Genomic DNA, 17,817 nt, shown 5'->3' with positions numbered 1-17,817 from the left:
GCTGCATGCATTCAGGATTGTTTAACGTAGTCGATTTCGTTGACGTACCAGGTCGCTTCGCCGCCCGGCGTGTTCACCGCCACCACCTCGCCAACCTCTTTTTTCAGCAGCGCGCGCGCCATCGGCGAGTCGATTGAGATATAGTCTTTACGACCGAATATTTCGTCGTAGCCGACGATGCGAAAGCGTTTAATGTCGCCGTCGTCGTTTTCCACCTCAACCCATGCGCCGAAGAAGACTTTGCCTTCCTGCTGCGGCGAATAGTCAACAATACGCAGCTGCTCCAGACATTTGGTCAGGTAGCGAACGCGCCTGTCGATCTCGCGCAGCCGCTTTTTATTGTATTGGTAGTCGGCGTTTTCGCTGCGATCGCCAAGACTGGCCGCCCAGGTGACTTTTTTGGTCACTTCAGGACGCTCTTCGCGCCAGAGAAAATCCAGCTCCGTTTTGAGCTTGTCGTAACCTTCACGGGTGATCAGTTTCGTTTTCATCAGTATTCCGTCGTGACCTGGCGTTGATGCGTATTTTGTGATGGGTGAAGACGGGATGCAATCGTAATGGTGGGATACGCTTATCTGAAAGAGGCAACGGGATTTCAAAACGATGCTCAACCGGAGCGGGACAGTTAGACAGCGCGGGTGCGAGAGCTACCGGTAATGGGAAAGAGTGGGTTCAGTGCTGAGTATGTGTACGTTCTGCGTTGAGTAAAAATAGTTTATAACTACATCAGAATTTCCAGAACTTCGTGTCTTCTGATTTTACTGTATATCTGATATTTTAATTACAACAGCAAGCAATATTGCGGAGAAAAAACATAGCATGCTTAAAAAAGATATTTTATAAAAAAATCTCATCCAGTTTGTCAATTTATCACTTTCAGTATCAAAAAAATCATAGAATTTACTCTCGGAAGGAATCATGCATATTTTTCCTCTTTTGTGTATTCTTAGAAAAAATTTAACCATCGGATAAGCGCCAAGAAAACCAACTGATGCATGGAAAAAGAAAGGAGAAGGGAGAGGATGTTGTTGCTCGAATAATTCTATTAATTTTTTATATTTCTTTCTGTTAAGAATGTATGAAAAAAATGAAATAATAAATAATAATATGCTTGTACACATTAAAAATAAACCTAATTTTTTTATAAGCATAGTCAGTCTCCTAAAAATATATCTATTGTTTCTTCAGCGACCCTGCTGGCAACATAACCCGTCGCCAGCGATCCTATTGCTGCACAGGTAACACCGCCGATTGCTGCTGTGGCAACACCAATGGCTGCACAAATGCTTAATCCCGCCGTGGCGCCATAAGCGCCGATTCTTATATTTGCCAAAGTGCCCGCTCCAAACTTAACATATTCTTTAAAAGCAAACTTCCCGCATTCATTTTCCCGGCCCACCGTGCAGGCATGTATCACGTCATTGGTGACGTTGGCAAAGGAAAAGCCGATGCCGATATAGCCGCCTTGCTTTAAAAACCGCGCCGCTTTCGCCGCGTTGCTGGTATAGGTTGAATAGCCCGGGATGCCCGCCACGCCGACTGACGACCATTCATGCACAATGGATCGGCTGGAGAGATTCAGCGCTTTGCGTATATCCTCATACGGTCTGAACTTTACCGAATAGCGGGCCAGGGACTTTATCAGCGGCTTATTCACCAGTTGTTTTAGCTGATTGAACAACTGATTCCGTTCAACGAAAAACTGTCGGCTGATTAAGGTGCCCTGCGATCGATATTGATGCTGATAGCTGGCCTCAATTTTCTGTAACGTCTGCTCAATGGCGGAAAAATACCGCGCGCCCAGGTCGCTCGCTACGCCAAATATTTTGTCTCCGGCGCGTGTCAGTCCGGCGATCATAGCGTAGTGTTCATGTAAAAAAGTGGCTTCATCAACGTTGACGCCCGTCAATGCGGTATTGGCTTTCTGTTTCACCTGTCTGAGCGAATGCAGCATTTGCTGAGTTATTACGGAGTCTGGATCGGTGACAATCACTATCTGGCCAGGTTTCAGCCAGGGCGTGTCAGCATTAATTTGCAAAAACTGACGCGCCGCGGCCGAGTAACTATTCCGAAAGAGCAGGCTGGCCTGAAAATCCAGGGTGCCGGGTTCTTCAACAATACAATACCCGGGGGCAATATTACGCGACATACGTACTCCTTACGTGATGAGCAGATTCTCCTTCAGGCAGAAAGCTGGCGGATATCGTGCCGGCAAGCCTGCTTACTCTTCGCAATTTTTTTGCATGTTCCAGGTAAAGGCAACTTCCGGCCCTTTCATACCGTCTGCCGACTGCAAACGGTATTGCTGACGCACCCGTGAGGCTTTAAAGGCATAATGCACAAACAGCGTTTCGCCGTCGTTAATGCCATCATAATTAACGGTGATGACCTGAACGTCTTCAAGCGTAATAAGGCAGTTACTTTCTGAAGGGTTGCCAGACTGACAAACGGCAAGGTTTACTGTGGGGATATGGCGGCCGCTTAAACAACAGGCAAGCAGCGCGCTGGTCGCTTTATCGATGGGGGCGTTGACGGAAAGAGGCCTGAAAGCCACTTTACCGGTTGCGTTGCCGCCAGAGCAGGCTTGCAGCGCACCCCATCTGAATGAGGCGATCGCGGTCCATCCCTGATAGTTGGCACTCACTGATTCTCCGCTGATGCCTTCAGCGCGTAAAAACATGGCGACCTCCGTGTGGCGCTATCCGTTAATTCCCTGAAAAAGCTGCCTGTATGGTAGCCAGTAAGCACGGAGTAAACTGTGATCGCGCTCTTTCGTTCCTGAAAAAACACGCGCTAATGCGGCCAGTTCTGTAAAAAATAAAGATAAGCCTCTGTTTAATATGCTTTGTAACAATTTCGGCTAGAATATAAACCATTAATGACTGTCACAATCAGGCAACTTTTTGAAGAATACGGGCTTGGGCAATTGCGCCTTTGGGAGTAACACAATGCAAGAGAACTACAAAATTCTGGTCGTGGATGACGACATGCGTCTGCGTGCGCTGCTTGAACGCTATCTGACGGAGCAGGGCTTTCAGGTTCGCAGCGTGGCAAACGCCGAGCAGATGGATCGTCTGCTGACGCGTGAATCCTTTCACCTGATGGTGCTGGATCTGATGCTGCCGGGCGAGGACGGCCTCTCCATCTGCCGCCGTCTGCGCAGTCAGAGCAACCCAATGCCGATCATCATGGTGACGGCAAAAGGGGAAGAGGTGGATCGCATTGTCGGGCTGGAAATCGGCGCGGACGACTACATTCCAAAACCGTTTAACCCTCGCGAGCTGCTGGCACGCATTCGCGCCGTGTTACGTCGTCAGGCCAATGAGCTGCCGGGCGCGCCGTCCCAGGAAGAAGCCGTGATCGCCTTCGGTAAATTTAAGCTCAACCTCGGCACGCGCGAAATGTTTCGTGAAGACGAGCCGATGCCGTTAACCAGTGGTGAATTTGCCGTGCTGAAAGCGCTGGTCAGCCACCCGCGCGAACCGCTGTCCCGTGACAAGCTGATGAACCTGGCGCGTGGGCGTGAATACAGCGCGATGGAGCGCTCTATCGATGTGCAAATCTCCCGCCTGCGACGCATGGTGGAAGAAGATCCGGCGCATCCGCGCTATATCCAGACCGTGTGGGGCCTGGGCTACGTCTTTGTGCCGGACGGCAGTAAAGCATGAGGCGACTCCGCTTCTCTCCGCGAAGTTCGTTTGCCCGTACGCTGCTGCTGATCGTTACGCTGCTGTTTGTCAGCCTGGTCACCACCTATCTGGTGGTGCTCAACTTTGCCATTCTGCCGAGCCTTCAGCAGTTTAACAAAGTGCTGGCTTACGAAGTGCGTATGCTGATGACAGACAGGCTTCAGCTTGAAGATGGCACCCAGCTTGAGGTTCCACCGGCGTTTCGCCGCGAAATCTATCGCGAACTGGGCATTTCGCTGTATACCAATGCAGCGGCGGAAGAGAGCGGATTACGCTGGGCGCAGCATTACGAATTCCTCAGTCAGCAAATGGCGCAGCAGCTTGGCGGGCCGACCGACGTGCGCGTTGAGGTCAATAAAAACTCGCCGGTGGTCTGGCTGAAAACCTGGCTGTCGCCCGATATCTGGGTAAGAGTGCCGCTGACCGAGATCCATCAGGGCGATTTTTCTCCGCTGTTCCGCTACACGCTGGCGATTATGCTATTGGCGATTGGCGGCGCGTGGCTGTTTATTCGTATGCAGAACCGTCCGCTGGTCGAACTGGAACACGCGGCGGTGCAGGTCGGTAAAGGGATTATTCCGCCACCGCTGCGTGAATATGGCGCATCTGAGGTGCGGTCGGTGACGCGCGCGTTTAATCAGATGGCGGCAGGCGTGAAGCAGCTTGCCGATGACCGCACGCTGTTGATGGCGGGCGTCAGCCACGATCTGCGCACGCCGCTGACCCGTATTCGCCTGGCGACGGAGATGATGTCGCAGGAGGATGGCTACCTCGCCGAGTCCATCAATAAAGACATCGAAGAGTGCAACGCCATCATTGAGCAGTTTATCGATTACCTGCGCACAGGCCAGGAGATGCAGACAGAGCGGGCCGATTTGAACAGCGTGCTGGGCGAAGTCGTCGCCGCCGAGAGCGGCTACGAGCGGGAGATCGAAAATGGCGTGATGGAGGGCGAACTGATGCTGGACATCAATCCGCTCTCGATCAAACGCGCTGCCGCCAATATGGTGGTCAACGCCGCCCGTTATGGCAACGGCTGGATCAAGGTGAGCAGCGGCAGCGAATCAGAGCGTGCATGGTTCCAGGTGGAAGACGATGGCCCCGGCATTCGCCCCGATCAGCTTAATCATCTTTTCCAGCCGTTTGTGCGCGGCGACAGTGCGCGCAGCACCAGCGGCACCGGGCTGGGATTAGCGATTGTGCAACGCATTATCGATGCGCATCAGGGCTCGCTGGATATTGGTGAAAGCGAACGCGGCGGGCTTTGTATCCGTGCTTACCTGCCGCTACCGGGCGATGCGCCGCCTGTTTCCATCGGCGCTGGCTGATCGTGCCCCAAAGAACAGGTCGTTCATAAGAACGACCTGTTTTCTCACAGCACCGGCCCGGCCTGCACCAACGCTTTTCCTGCTGGGGTATCGGTATATTTGGCGAAGTTTTTGATAAACCGCTGCGCCAGATCGCGCGCTTTGCTTTCCCACTCCTCCTCGCTGAGCCAGGTATTCCGCGGATCGAGCAGATGCGCATCAACACCGGGCAGCGATACCGGGATCTCCAGATCGAAAATCGGCAGCGTGGCGGTGTCAGAACGGGCGATTTCACCGCTGAGGATCGCGTTGATAATCGTGCGGGTAGCCTGAATCGAAATGCGTTTGCCGCTGCCGTTCCAGCCGGTATTCACCAGCCAGGCTTCAGCGCCTGCCGCTTCCATCCGTTTGACCAGCACGTCGGCGTACCGGGTGGGATGCAGCGTCAGAAACGCCGCGCCAAAACAGGCAGAGAAGGTCGGCGTCGGTTCCGTAACGCCGCGTTCGGTACCGGCCAGCTTGGCGGTAAAACCCGAAAGAAAATGATAACGGGTTTGGTCGGGCGTCAGACGCGAAACCGGTGGCAGCACGCCAAAGGCGTCGGCGGTGAGGAAGATCACCTTTTTGGCATGTCCCGCTTTCGACACGGGCTTCACGATATTATCAATATGATAAAGCGGGTAGGAAACGCGGGTATTCTCCGTTTTACCGTCATCGTCGTAATCAACCGAACCATCGGCGCGTACCACCACGTTTTCCAGCAGTGCGTCGCGACGGATCGCCTGGTAGATTTCCGGTTCGGCTTCAGGCGAGAGCCGGATAGTCTTGGCGTAGCAACCGCCTTCAAAATTAAATACGCCGTCGTCATCCCAACCGTGCTCGTCGTCGCCAATCAGCCTGCGTCGCGGATCGGTGGAGAGCGTGGTTTTGCCGGTGCCGGAAAGGCCAAAAAATACCGCCACGTCATCCTCTTCGCCCACGTTGGCTGAACAGTGCATCGAGGCAATGCCCTTCAGCGGCAGCAGGTAGTTCATTATCGCGAACAGCCCTTTTTTCATTTCGCCGCCGTACCAGGTGCCGCCGATAAGCTGAATACGTTCAGTAAGGTTGAAGGCGATAAAGTTTTCCGAGTTAAGCCCCTGCGCCTGCCAGTCAGGGTTGGTGCATTTCGCCGCGTTCATCACCACAAAGTCAGGTTCGAAGCCCGCCAGTTCCTCTTCGGCCGGGCGGATAAACATGTTTTTGACAAAATGTGCCTGCCACGCCACCTCAGTGATAAAACGAACGCTGAGCCGCGTGTCGGGATTTGCGCCGCAGTACGCGTCAATCACAAACAGGCGCTTTGCCGAAAGCTGTTCAGTCACGCGCGCTTTAAGCGCCTGCCAGATCTCTTCGGAAAGAGGCTGATTGTCGTTTTTGGCACCCTGATCGTTCCACCAAAGCGTGTCGCGTGTGGTGTCATCGCGGACGATATATTTATCTTTTGGCGAGCGGCCGGTGAAGATGCCGGTATCGACGGCAATCGCACCGGATTGTGTCTCAATGCCGCGCTCGAAGCCGGACAGTTCCGGCCGGGTTTCCTCCCGGTACAGCGTTTCATAATCAGGGTTATGAACGATCTCCACGGCATCCCGGATGCCCCAGGCCGCGAGGTCTTCTGATGTGATATAGCCCATTTCACTGCTCCTTTATCGGCTTTGTTCTGCAATTCAGTACGAGAGAACCGTACTCTTTATAGAGGACGGCATGCTGATTCCATGGCGCGACGTTGCCACATGTGCGAGAGGCTTAATAGCAGCAGGATCGAGAAATGAGAGCCGGTACGCAGATTGGTCTGCGGGCTTACTTTATTAAAATTACTTAATCAAAGAATCACGGGTTTTACGCGGAAATGGCGGTCAGATAAAAGCAGAAGCGGGCGGCCATCACGCAGCCGCCCACGTTTTATTGTCAATGAACCTGAGCGTTGCCCTCAGAGGCGGCATTGTTACGTAATGCGGCAATATCAACAGCGTCATAAATGTAATGGCTGCCGCAATAATCGCAGTGCATATCAATTTTGCCATCTTCTGCGAGAATGTCGTCCACCTCTTCAACCGGCAGCGACAGCAGCACCGCGCCGCATCGCTCATGAGAACAGGTGCAACGGAAACAGACATCCTGCGGATCGTAGAGCGTGACCTCTTCCTGATGATACAGACGCCACAGCACCTCATTTGCCGGCAGAGTCAGCAGCTCTTCGGTTTTAATCGTCTCGGTGAGCGTCGCCAGATGCGTAAAGTCATCGGTGCTGGCGTCCTGCGCGGGCAGCACCTGAAGCAGGATGCCCGCCGCGCCAGGCTGGCTTTCTGCTTCGCCGGTACGGATAAACAGCCGGGTAGGTAGCTGCTCGGAACGCATAAAGTAGTCTTCAAGGCATTCGGCCAGCGTGTCGCCTTCCAGCCCGACCACACCCTGATAACGCTCGCCCTCGGCAGGCGTAATGGTGATGACCAGGTAGCCATTGCCGACCATCTCTTTCAGACTGCTGCCGGGGGCGATATCGCCCTGCGTCCTGGCAATACCGCGCATCTCCTGGCGATTGTTGCCGTTGATCACCGCCATTGTCAGCGGGCCGTCACCCTGAAGCTGGACGGTGATGTCGCCGTCAAACTTCAGGGTGGCGGTCAGCAGGCTGGTAGCAACCAGCAGCTCGCCAAGCAGATCCCTGACCGGCAGCGGGTAATCATGACCGTCGATGATGTCGCGCCACGTTGTGGAAACGCTGACCAGTTCGCCACGCACGGCGTAATTTTCGAACAGGTAACGATGCAGTTGGTCTTGATGAGCCATAATATTCTCTCGTTTAGGCGCGCTACTCGTCGCCTGAATTTTTGAATTTCATTAAATCACGCCGCTCTTTTTTATCAGGACGACGGTCGGGATGCGGCATGCTGAGCGCGTTCATTTTACGCGCCAGCGCGATTTTCTCGCGTTTCTCAATGCTGGGTGCGGTTTCAGCGTACATCTGCTGGGCTTCCACGGCAGGACGGCGCTGATCGCTTATCGTCAGCACGATCACCGTGCGTTCATCGTTGCCCTGGCGAAGCGTCAACTCTGCGTTCAGTTCGACAAGCTTGCTGGGCTTGCTGCGCTGGCCGTTATAGTGCACCTTGCCGCCTTCGATCATTTCACGCGCGACCGCACGCGTTTTGTAGAAGCGCGCGGCCCATAACCATTTATCAAGCCGGACAGCTTCCGCGGATTTTTCTTTCATCGCAGCTCCTTTACAGGGATAACCCTATGTAGGGATGGTTCGCCAGAAAACAAGGCGACACGCCGTAAGTAATTTAGCGGTGAGAGCGGGGGAGGCGTTGAACCTTAAAAGTAGCATAAAAGCGTCAGGCTCAGAACAGAGGGTTAATGCTCTGTGTGGTATTCAGTTCGGGGCTGAGGCATTTATCGTAATAGCTTTGAATCGCTACGATCCGCTTACGGTTGCGATGGATACGCCGTAGCGCCAGAAGGCTGTTGACGATAAAGCTGAGGGCGACCACAACCAGCAGCAGGCTGGTGCCGAGATAGCGCCAGAGCGTGGCAGCATCCGGTTCGCTGTGCAGCGCAATGTGACGCGTGCCGTTAGCATCGGTGGTGATGTTAGTGACGATGCCGCTCGCGGAGAAGCGCGCGTGCAGCAGAATACCTGACAGGCGTTGCAGCTCCTGCCACTGCTCGGGCGCGTCATAGTCGAACAGTGAAACCGTCGGCACCTGCTGCTCAACCATCTGACGGCCTTCGTCGCTGATAATCAGAAAACCGCCCGGCGGCGGGCTGTTTAACGACTCCGCAGCACGGCGCGTCTCCCGATAGAAAAAGGAAGAGGTGGCGGTATTGACGAGATTTTCCAGCGCTTCGGCGCTGACCGGACGCAGCAGCACGTTCATGCCGTTCAGCGAACCTGAATCAGCCCGACGCACCAGCGCCTCCCAATCCTTAGCGTTACCCAGGTTCACCAGCGCATTTTTCAATCTGACGCAGTCCTGCTCCTGGCTGCACAGCTCCTGCGTCTGCAAGACGATATCGGAGAAGTCGTCCAGCAGGATCATGCCAGATTTTTGAATAGCCGTTGCCAGCTGCGGGTTGAGCTTAGGATCCGTGCTGGTTTGCGGATGTAGCTGCTGGCTGGTGGTATTCAGCAGGGCGGTCGCTTTATCAATAATATCGGACTGCGGCGGCGGCAGCGGCGCGGCATTGTTCCAGTATACCGCCGAGCAGTCAAACGGCATAAAAGCGTAGGATCGATTCCCCTGATAGGAGGTGGGGATCGAGCACATACCGGTGCCGCTGACTTTCAGGCTGTCACCAACCCGCAGTGAAATCTTTTCCAGATCGTTTACCGAGGTGACCTGTACGCGATCGGTTCCTTTCAGCCAGGCCATGCTGAGCTTGAGGGGCATGCCCAGCGGGATCCAGACGATGAGCAGCGTCAGGACAAGCAGCGACGCCGCCGCCATCACCACATTCTTTCGCCAGCGCTGAACCGGGAAATTACGCGCTTCATCCTGTAACGACAAAAAGCGGCCCTGGCGAACCACGTGGCGACTGAGATAGATATCGACTTCGGTTGGCTGACCTAAATCATGCGCCACGTAGGGCTGCCAGTGCGGCGGATAGATAAGATCGATAATGCCGAGGGAAATATTACTGACCTGCCCCTGATTTGATTCGCCAAACAGCCCCCAACGTTTGGGTGCGCCGCGCAGGCAGTGTATTTCACGCAGATCTTTTTCACCGGGGCGGCGGCACAGAAACCACAGGCTGACCGCAACAATCGCAACGCCTGCCAGCACCAGCCACGGCATCAATACCAGTGGCCCCACCAGACTGAAGAAAAAAAGCAGCAGGGCAACGCCAATAGCTGCGGCCTCACGCGTGCCGTCCGGGCGGCTGAGCGTATACTCCTCTGCGGTTTCCTTACGCACGCTGAGCAGTTCAATATGCTCACTTTCTTCTTTGCGTATTGAGGCATTTGGCGCCAGAGGCCGCGCGGCCGCTGCGATACTCGGCTGCTCGTAAGCGTAATTGACCAGCGAATGACCATTAAGCGAGACGACCAGCGGAATGGTCTGGGTTTTAATCAGTTCGACGAAGTTTTCTTCCGCGATGTACTGCTCCCACAGCGGCGGCAGATGTACTTCTACTTCGTCCAGATAGTAGCGCCATTTATGGGGTTCATCGGTGGAAAGGCCATAGCGTGTGATTGATCGCGTGACCGGATAGACATTACTGCTTTGCGAGGTCAGCACCAGCGGATCGCTGCCGCCGGGCAAAATAGTCTTCAGGTTTTGTTCAAGTGAAGTGATATAGCGCTCGACGGCTTTGCGCTCATCGTCGCTTAATTTGCGATAAGGTGGACTGATAAATGGCAGCGGTTTCGCTAACGGCGGGCGATGCCGCATAGCGTACCAAAAGAAACAACCCGCCCCAATCGAGCAGGCCAGCATTGCAGCCAATATAATGACTATTGTGCCCATGCTTCCCTCATTCCTGCCACGATGCTCCCGTCGTTATATCTGTAATAACCGGCCACTACTGACATTGTGGCGGGTTTAAACGGCGCTGGCAATCCGCTGTGTCTATATAAATAGCATGCAAAATCATAAAATTAGAATATTGGTACAATGATCCCTATTAAAATCTTAACAATGAATAAGATCAGCCAGTATCGGCATATTCCTATTTTTAAAGGGATAATTGACATTTTTAAAACTTTTCCGTCTTTGCACGCTGAATTCGTTCTAACGACATAAAATAATTTCTGCAATGATTGGCATCCCGCTGTGGCTGCCGCACAATAGGTTATGCAGCGGTTTTCACACCGTTACTTACGGGCCTCAGCGCCCCATGTTGGCTTTTCCAGAGGTCGCGATGACCAGAAAATTACAAAAACCTGAAATCCTGAACGTTGAAACGGTGGCCCGTTCGCGTCTGTTTACCGTTGAGGGCGTCGATCTGCTTTTCAGCAACGGCGCAAGGCGCGTTTATGAGCGCATGCGGCCTTCCGATCGTGAGGCGGTGATGATTGTTCCCCTGGTTGATAATCATCTGATCCTTATTCAGGAGTATGCCGTCGGCCTTGAAAGCTATGAGCTGGGTTTCCCTAAAGGGCTTATCGATCCGGGTGAAACACCGCTTGAGGCCGCAAACCGCGAGCTGAAAGAAGAGGTCGGTTTCGGCGCGAAAAAGCTGGAGATGCTGGGTAAACTCACGATGGCGCCCTCCTACTTCTCCAGCAAAATGAATATCCTGATTGCCGAACAGCTCTATGAAGAAAAGCTGGAAGGTGACGAGCCGGAACCGCTGCCGCAGGTGCGCTGGCCGCTGGAAAACATGCTTGGGCTGTTGCAGGAGCCGGATTTTCGCGAAGCCCGTAACGTGAGCGCGCTGTTTCTGGTCAGAGAGTGGCTGGTGAAGCAGGGAAGATTAACGTATTAAAAAAACGGGCGATTTCTCGCCCGTTGTATTGTACGTATCAGAACAGTTCGTGGCTTTCGCCGTTGTCCATCAGCGTGGTGCCGGTATCAGGAACGTAATACTCGGTCGGCTGCGTGCCGTCGATAAAGTACTCCTGACGCGTGTTACCGCCGCCATTCGATAATTTACCGGTGCTGCGATCGATAGTTACCGTCACCACGCCTTCCGGCGGTGTAAGCGGCTCAACCGGTACGCCGTCCAGCACGATCTTCATGTAGTCGTCCCAGGCGGGCTGCGCGCTCTTCGCGCCGCCTTCATAGCCTGAGATCTGGTCTTTAATGACGCCGGAAGCCGTTGAACGTCCCAGATCGCGACGATGATCGTCAAAGCCAATCCACACTGAAGTCACCACCCCAGGGCCAAAGCCGGAGAACCAGGCGTCTTTTGAATTGTTGGTCGTCCCGGTTTTGCCGCCGATATCGTTACGTTTCAGATCTCTGCCCGCGCGCCAGCCGGTGCCCATCCAGCCCGGTTCGCCAAAGATGTTTGAATTCAGCGCGCTCTTGATCAGGAATGAGAGCGAGGTATTGATCACGTGAGGCGCATACTGCGGTTCGCCAGCCTGCCCGGCGTGCACCTGCTCAAGCTGCGGCTGTGGCACGGCAACGTTTCTGCCTTCCTGCGATATCGCCGGGTTCTCCACGCTCTCCTCGCCCAACGCCACGGCTTTTTTCGTTTCACCGTAAATGACCGGCAGATTACATTCCGGACAGGCTACTTTCGGCTGTACTTCAAACAAGGTGTTGCCGTTTTCGTCCTGGATCTTTTTGATAAAGTAAGGATCGATTAAGAAACCGCCGTTAACCATCACCGCATAGCCCCTGACCAACTGCATCGGCGTAAATGAGGCAGAACCAAGCGCCAGTGACTCGGTGTGCACGATATTCTGCGCCGGGAAGCCGAAGCGCTGAAGATATTCGGCGGCGTAATCAACGCCCATCGCACGCATGGCGCGCACCATGACTACGTTCTTCGACTGGCCAAGCCCCTGACGCATGCGAATCGGGCCGTCGTAGGTCGGCGGCGAGTTTTTAGGTCGCCAGTCTGAACCTGCCCCGGCATCCCACCGCGAAATCGGCACGTCGTTAAGAATGGAAGCCAGCGTCATACCGCGATCCATTGCAGCGGTATAAAGGAACGGTTTAATATTAGAACCCACCTGGCGTAGCGCCTGCGTGGCACGGTTAAACTTGCTCAGGTTGAAGTCGAAACCGCCAACAACGGCCATAACTGCGCCGTCGCGTGGATTGAGTGAAACCAGCGACGAGTTAACGTCAGGCACCTGCGCCAGCCACCAGTCGTTCTCCACTTTACGCACCCAAATCTGCTGGCCGGCCTGCACTACTTCGCTGACCGATTGCGGTGAGCGGCCCTGCTGCTTATCGGATTTGTAAGGACGCGCCCAGCGCATGCCCGGCAGGCCGAGCGTGACGCTGCTGCCGTCGCGCATTAACGCCGTTGCTTCGCTGCGATTGGCTTCGGTCACCACGGCCGGATAAAGCGGGCCATACACCGGCAGCGATTTCAGCGTTTTCAGAATGTCCTTCTGTGCCAGTGCCTGCTGGCCAACTTTCCATAAAGTGCTGGTCGGGCCGCGATAGCCGTGGCGCATATCGTAGTTGATGACGTTGTCCTGAACCGACTTCTGCGCCGCCAGCTGAAGCTTGCGGGTAATGGTCGTCGTGACCTTAAATCCATCGTTATAGGCATTATCGCCATAACGCTTCACCATCTCCTGACGCACCATTTCGGTCAGATAGGGCGCAGAGAAAGCGATAACCGGCACGTGATAGTTGGCGACCAGCGGCGTACTGCGCGCTTCGTCATACTCGGCTTGGGTGATATAGCGCTGATCGAGCATGCGGCTCAGCACGACGTTGCGGCGCTGTGTTGCCCGCTCCTGCGAGTAGAGCGGGTTGAACGTTGACGGCGCTTTCGGCAGTCCGGCAATCATCGCAATCTCACTCAGTGAAAGCTGCCCGACATCTTTGCCAAAATAGACCTGCGCGGCGGCGCCCACGCCGTAGGCGCGGTAGCCCAGATAGATCTTATTGAGATAAAGCTCAAGGATCTCGTCCTTGCTCATCATTTGCTCAATGCGGATAGCCAGAAACGCTTCTTTAATTTTACGGATCAGCGTGCGTTCCGGGCTGAGAAAAAAGTTACGCGCGAGCTGCTGGGTAATGGTACTGGCACCCTGAGAAGCATGGCCGGAAATCATCGCCACGCTTGCCGCACGAAAAATACCGATGGGATCCACGCCGTGATGCTCGTAGAAACGGCTGTCTTCAGTGGCAATGAACGCTTTGACCATCACTGGCGGGATCGCCGCCATTTTTAACGGGATGCGACGTTTTTCGCCATATTGAGCAATCAGCTCGCCATCGGCGCTGTAGATCTGCATCGGCGTCTGAAGACGCACATCTTTCAGCGTGGCGACGTCAGGAAGCTGCGGCTCGATATATTTGTAGAGGCCATAAATCGAGCCAGCTCCCAGCAAGATGCAACACACTGCAAGAATCAAAAAATACTTTACGAACTTCACCTGATAATTTCCATTTCGTGTGGATTGGGCAGTTTATAAACAATCGCGCGGTAGTATAAAGGCAAGCCAGGAGCTTGGATATGTCCTTTTCCGTAATTGATGATAAGGAGATCGCGCAAAATGGCTTTTCAGACATGGCAGGTGGGGCTGGATATTCAGAATGGACAGATCTGCGCCCTCGGCATCCAGCGGCGTCGCAACGGCTGGCAGCTCCGCCACTGGTGGCAACATGCTCTGCCGCAAGATACGTTAACCCAGGGGCGGCTGCAACGTCCTGAACCGCTTGTCGCGCTTTTGCAGCGCTGGCGAAAACAACTACCCCATCAGATCTCTCTGCGAGTGGGGTTTCCCCCCCAGCTTGTGCTCCAGCGGCAAATCAACCTGCCGCATCCCGAACTCCGCGAACCAGAGCGTAGCAGTTATATCACCGCAGCGGCGAGACGATTTTTCCCAATTGAGCTGGAGGCATTAGCCATCGACTATCGCCAGCAGAAAGAGCAGGTGTATGTCACCGCGACGCAGCGTGAAGCGATGCAAAGCTGGCTGGCGTGCCTGGCGCAGGCGGATCTTACGCCGCAGGTACTGGAGCTGACGCCGGCCGCCTTGTATGCGCTGGCGGAAACGTTAGCCCTTGATCCTGCCGCCGCGCTGGTTCACCGCCTGTCCGATCACTGGCTGTGGTACAGCGCCGCGCTGGCGGGGCAGCGCTGGGGCTGGTGTTCATCGGCGCAGGCGCCAGACTTTGAAACGCTGAAAGCGCTTCACCTGCCTGAGATACCCTCTGTTTTTTACAGCAGTGCCGGGGCCAGCGCGCCACCTGAGAATACCACCCCGCTCAATCCTCTGGATGCAACAACGTTGAAACAGCCGCCATTACCGGTTCACGCTGGCGCATTTACTCTGGCGGCAGGCCTGGCGCTACGTCCGGAGGATGTCTGATGGTTTGGGTCAACCTGCTTCCCTGGCGGCAGACGCTGTTCAGAAAAAGCCTCCGCCGCGACGTTGGCCTGCTGGTGCTGATAATGCTTTTTTCGCTGGCGGCAGCGCTGCCTGTCAGCTGGCAGCAGAGAGCGAATACGCAGCGGCTCAAAAGCATCGACATTCACCGTCGTTCGGTCAGGCAAGCCACCGACGTGCAGCAGCGTGTAGAAAACCTGCTTAAGCGAAAGCAGGCGCTGAGCGATCAGCTGATGGCATTGCAGCAGCAACGGCAGCAGGCGGCGCAGTGGAGCCACTTTGCGCAAAGCCTGACGACGCATATGCCTGATGCACTCTGGTTAACGGAAATGAGTAAGAACCCGGAGAGCCTGCATCTGGCCGGCTTTTGTCGTGACATTCGCGATCTGCATCGCTTTCGCCAGCGTCTGGCCGGGCTGGATCTTTTTCAGCGTGTTGACACGCAAAAAATCAGCCGCGATGGCGAAGGACAGTTGGCATTCAGCCTGACGATCGCGCTGCAAAAGGATAACGCGTCATGAACGCCGCCGCGTTTTTACACTGGTTTTATCAGCCGCTGTGGCGTCGTCTCACGCTCTACTTGTTCCTGAGCGGGCTGTTTTCAGCCGCAGCAGGGTGGCTCTGGGCGCAGCCGATATATCAGCAGGCCGCTGCCCTGAGTAAGCGTGAAGACGCAGAGCTTAAACGCTATCGGGCCATTAAACAGAACCTGCGCAATGGTGATTCTGCTGCCGCGACACAGGCGGCAATGGACCAGCTTGAAGAAGCACTGGCAGCAGAAACCGGACGTGTATTCTCACTGTTGGCGCTTCTCGATAGTGCCGATGGCGAACTTATCTCCTGGCATCCGGAAAAAGAGGGCGGAACCCTGACGCTGAAGCTTAGCTGGCAGCAAACCACAAAGGTGCTGGACTACTTCAGTACGCTCTCCGCAGCAGCGACTCTTTCGCATTTCACGCTGACGCGTGAAGGCGAGCGGCTGATATTCAAAACACGGCTGGTACTTAAGGCTGGTATTGAATCATGAAGCCTGAACGCCTTTTACTCTTCGCGCTACTGGCTGCTGCTGCATCGGCGGGCTCGGCGCGGGCACGCGATCCGTTCACGCCCGCAGAGACGCTTTCCTGCCGGGCCGAACGGCCGCTGTGGCAGCTTCGCGGCATCGTTGGCCAGAAGGGCGACTACCGTGCATGGCTGGTCTTCTCGCCTCATCAGTGGGTTCAGAAAAAACCAGGCGAACAGCTCGACGACCGCTGGCATCTTGCGGCCGTCGACGCGCTGAGCATTACCGTTGACAGCGCGCAGGCATGCCAGCCGCCGATGTCGTTTACCCTGAAAGGAAAACTGTATGATCAGGATGATAATTCTGCTATTGCTGGCGTACCTTAGCCCGCTGCGCGCCAGCACTGACCGCCTCTCGCTGGTTTTTGACGATGCGCCCGTAGCGCAGGTGATGCAGGCGCTGGCTGACTGGCAGCAGCTCAATTTGATGGTTGCGCCAGGGGTAGAGGGAAAGCTGTCGTTAAGATTGCAAAACGTGCCCTGGCAGCAGGCCATGACGCTGGTGGCAAAAATGACCCGCCTCACCATTGAAAGAGAAGGTGATGTTTTACTGGTCTTCCCGCAACGCTGGCAGCAGGAGAAAAAGCAGCAGCAGGCGGCGGAGCGCGAAGAAGCAATAAATGCGCTGCCGCTTGAGACACATACGCTGGCGCTGCGCTATGCCGATGCCACTGCGGTGAACGGCAGCCTACAGGCCGGGCGCGAAAAGCTGCTGACATCGCGAGGAACCGTCACGGTCGATACGCGCACAAACAGCCTGCTGCTTCACGATAATCTTGCTGCAATCGAAAAAATCCGTCGCTGGGTCAGCGCCCTCGACGTTCCTGTCCGGCAAATCGAGCTGTCGGCGCATATCGTCACCATTAATCAGGAAAGCCTGCGGGAGCTTGGCGTGCGTTGGGGCGTCAGCGGTGCGGAGCGAATCGACAGCGCGTTGCGCGCCAGCCCGCTCAGCGTCAACCTGCCGGTGGCCAGTCCTGCCGTATCCGCTGGTTTTACCTTTGCCCGCCTGAATGGTCGGCTGCTGGAGCTTGAGCTGAGCGCGCTTGAGCAGGAGGACAAGTTAGAAATTATTGCCAGTCCGCGTCTGTTTACATCACATCAGCAACCAGCCAGTATCAAGCAGGGAACAGAAATACCCTATGAGGTCTCCAGCGGTACCAACGGCAGCACCACCGTGGAGTTCAAAGACGCGGTGCTGGGGATGGAAGTCACGCCCGTCGTACAGCCCAACGGACGTATACTGCTTAAACTGCACATCACTCAGAACGTACCGGGAAAAGTAATGCGTAGCGGAGAAGGGGAATACCTGGCGATTGATAAGCAGGAGATCCAGACGCAGGTGACGCTGAAGGACGGGCAGACGCTGGCGCTGGGCGGCATCTTTCAGCAGCAATCCTCGCAGTCGCAAAAGAAAGTGCCGCTGATGGGCGACATACCACTGCTGGGATCGCTGTTTCGCTATCAGGCTAACGAGCAAAAGCGTCGTGAACTGGTGATTTTTATCACGCCGCGGCTGATTGAGGATGAGTGACGCTTTTTGTAACAAAGTACCGAAAAGAGGACTTTTTTTGCCTTGTTACCGACATATGCGTTTGACGCAAGAGCCGAATTAGCTTACAAGGTTTAGCGATTTTGATTTATGGGCCTCGGTCCTGCTGCAAAGAATGCATTTAACCCGTTTTTTATCGTGCGCAACCGGCGTAGCCGATGCAGTGACATCGGGCTGATAAATGAAGCGGAC

17 protein-coding genes are annotated in these 17,817 nt (G+C 54.9%); 8 read left to right on the top strand and 9 right to left on the bottom strand.

Annotated elements, in window-relative coordinates:
- Positions 1-11: 11 nt before the first annotated feature.
- The 4 genes from greB to FA91_RS17045 form a co-directional block, all read right to left on the bottom strand.
- Positions 12-491, bottom strand: a complete 480-nt coding sequence (greB, locus tag FA91_RS17060) for a transcription elongation factor GreB (protein ID WP_034917616.1) — start codon at positions 489-491, stop codon at positions 12-14.
- Between the two features lie 267 nt (positions 492-758).
- Positions 759-1,151: a hypothetical protein gene (locus FA91_RS17055; protein ID WP_034917613.1), complete on the bottom strand. Its 393-nt coding sequence runs from the start codon at positions 1,149-1,151 to the stop codon at positions 759-761.
- A gap of 2 nt (positions 1,152-1,153) precedes the next feature.
- The gene (locus FA91_RS17050; RefSeq protein WP_034917612.1) at positions 1,154-2,149 is read right to left on the bottom strand and encodes a hypothetical protein; all 996 of its coding nucleotides are present in this window, start codon (positions 2,147-2,149) and stop codon (positions 1,154-1,156) included.
- A 72-nt stretch (positions 2,150-2,221) separates the two neighbouring features.
- Positions 2,222-2,680, bottom strand: coding sequence for a type VI secretion system tube protein Hcp (locus tag FA91_RS17045; protein WP_034917610.1), 459 nt, complete (start codon positions 2,678-2,680; stop codon positions 2,222-2,224).
- Positions 2,681-2,948: 268 nt separating this feature from the next.
- On the opposite strand from FA91_RS17045, the gene ompR reads away from it, so the two are divergent.
- Positions 2,949-3,668: a two-component system response regulator OmpR gene (gene ompR, locus FA91_RS17040; RefSeq protein WP_001157751.1), complete on the top strand. Its 720-nt coding sequence runs from the start codon at positions 2,949-2,951 to the stop codon at positions 3,666-3,668.
- The gene (envZ, locus tag FA91_RS17035; RefSeq protein ID WP_034917608.1) at positions 3,665-5,017 is read left to right on the top strand and encodes a two-component system sensor histidine kinase EnvZ; all 1,353 of its coding nucleotides are present in this window, start codon (positions 3,665-3,667) and stop codon (positions 5,015-5,017) included. Before ompR ends, envZ begins: the two co-directional genes overlap by 4 nt.
- 44 nt (positions 5,018-5,061) lie before the next feature.
- Here envZ and pckA read toward each other — a convergent pair whose 3' ends face one another.
- From pckA to FA91_RS17015, 4 genes are all read right to left on the bottom strand, one after another.
- The gene (gene pckA, locus FA91_RS17030; protein WP_034917606.1) at positions 5,062-6,672 is read right to left on the bottom strand and encodes a phosphoenolpyruvate carboxykinase (ATP); all 1,611 of its coding nucleotides are present in this window, start codon (positions 6,670-6,672) and stop codon (positions 5,062-5,064) included.
- 274 nt (positions 6,673-6,946) lie between these two features.
- Entirely contained in the window at positions 6,947-7,828 is an 882-nt protein-coding gene (gene hslO, locus FA91_RS17025; RefSeq protein ID WP_034917603.1) for an Hsp33 family molecular chaperone HslO, read from the bottom strand.
- Positions 7,829-7,850: 22 nt separating this feature from the next.
- Positions 7,851-8,252: a ribosome-associated heat shock protein Hsp15 gene (gene hslR / locus FA91_RS17020; RefSeq protein WP_034917602.1), complete on the bottom strand. Its 402-nt coding sequence runs from the start codon at positions 8,250-8,252 to the stop codon at positions 7,851-7,853.
- A gap of 130 nt (positions 8,253-8,382) precedes the next feature.
- On the bottom strand, positions 8,383-10,509 hold the full coding sequence (locus tag FA91_RS17015; RefSeq protein ID WP_034917599.1) for an intracellular growth attenuator family protein: 2,127 nt from the start codon (positions 10,507-10,509) through the stop codon (positions 8,383-8,385).
- Between the two features lie 394 nt (positions 10,510-10,903).
- On the opposite strand from FA91_RS17015, the gene nudE reads away from it, so the two are divergent.
- Positions 10,904-11,470 carry an ADP compounds hydrolase NudE gene (gene nudE / locus FA91_RS17010; RefSeq protein ID WP_034917598.1) on the top strand — a complete coding sequence of 189 codons (567 nt, stop codon included), beginning with the start codon at positions 10,904-10,906 and terminating at the stop codon, positions 11,468-11,470.
- Between the two features lie 37 nt (positions 11,471-11,507).
- Here nudE and mrcA read toward each other — a convergent pair whose 3' ends face one another.
- Positions 11,508-14,054 (bottom strand): peptidoglycan glycosyltransferase/peptidoglycan DD-transpeptidase MrcA, encoded by a 2,547-nt coding sequence (gene mrcA, locus FA91_RS17005; RefSeq protein ID WP_034917596.1) that lies wholly within the window; start codon positions 14,052-14,054, stop codon positions 11,508-11,510.
- A 120-nt stretch (positions 14,055-14,174) separates the two neighbouring features.
- On the opposite strand from mrcA, the gene pilM reads away from it, so the two are divergent.
- Genes pilM through hofQ form a run of 5 tightly spaced genes read left to right on the top strand, consistent with a single transcriptional unit; the run spans position 14,175 to position 17,607 of the window.
- On the top strand, positions 14,175-14,993 hold the full coding sequence (gene pilM, locus FA91_RS17000) for a pilus assembly protein PilM (protein WP_034917594.1): 819 nt from the start codon (positions 14,175-14,177) through the stop codon (positions 14,991-14,993).
- Entirely contained in the window at positions 14,993-15,532 is a 540-nt protein-coding gene (locus tag FA91_RS16995; RefSeq protein ID WP_034917592.1) for a PilN domain-containing protein, read from the top strand. The genes pilM and FA91_RS16995 overlap by 1 nt, the downstream gene beginning before the upstream one ends.
- On the top strand, positions 15,529-16,038 hold the full coding sequence (locus tag FA91_RS20160; protein ID WP_051937256.1) for a hypothetical protein: 510 nt from the start codon (positions 15,529-15,531) through the stop codon (positions 16,036-16,038). Before FA91_RS16995 ends, FA91_RS20160 begins: the two co-directional genes overlap by 4 nt.
- Entirely contained in the window at positions 16,035-16,400 is a 366-nt protein-coding gene (locus tag FA91_RS16985) for a HofP DNA utilization family protein (protein ID WP_034917589.1), read from the top strand. The genes FA91_RS20160 and FA91_RS16985 overlap by 4 nt, the downstream gene beginning before the upstream one ends.
- Positions 16,360-17,607: a DNA uptake porin HofQ gene (hofQ, locus tag FA91_RS16980; RefSeq protein ID WP_034917587.1), complete on the top strand. Its 1,248-nt coding sequence runs from the start codon at positions 16,360-16,362 to the stop codon at positions 17,605-17,607. Before FA91_RS16985 ends, hofQ begins: the two co-directional genes overlap by 41 nt.
- Positions 17,608-17,817: the final 210 nt, after the last annotated feature.

This window comes from Erwinia sp. 9145, from assembly GCF_000745075.1.
Classification (GTDB): domain Bacteria; phylum Pseudomonadota; class Gammaproteobacteria; order Enterobacterales; family Enterobacteriaceae; genus Erwinia; species Erwinia oleae.
This window is presented reverse-complemented; position numbering and strand designations above follow the sequence as displayed.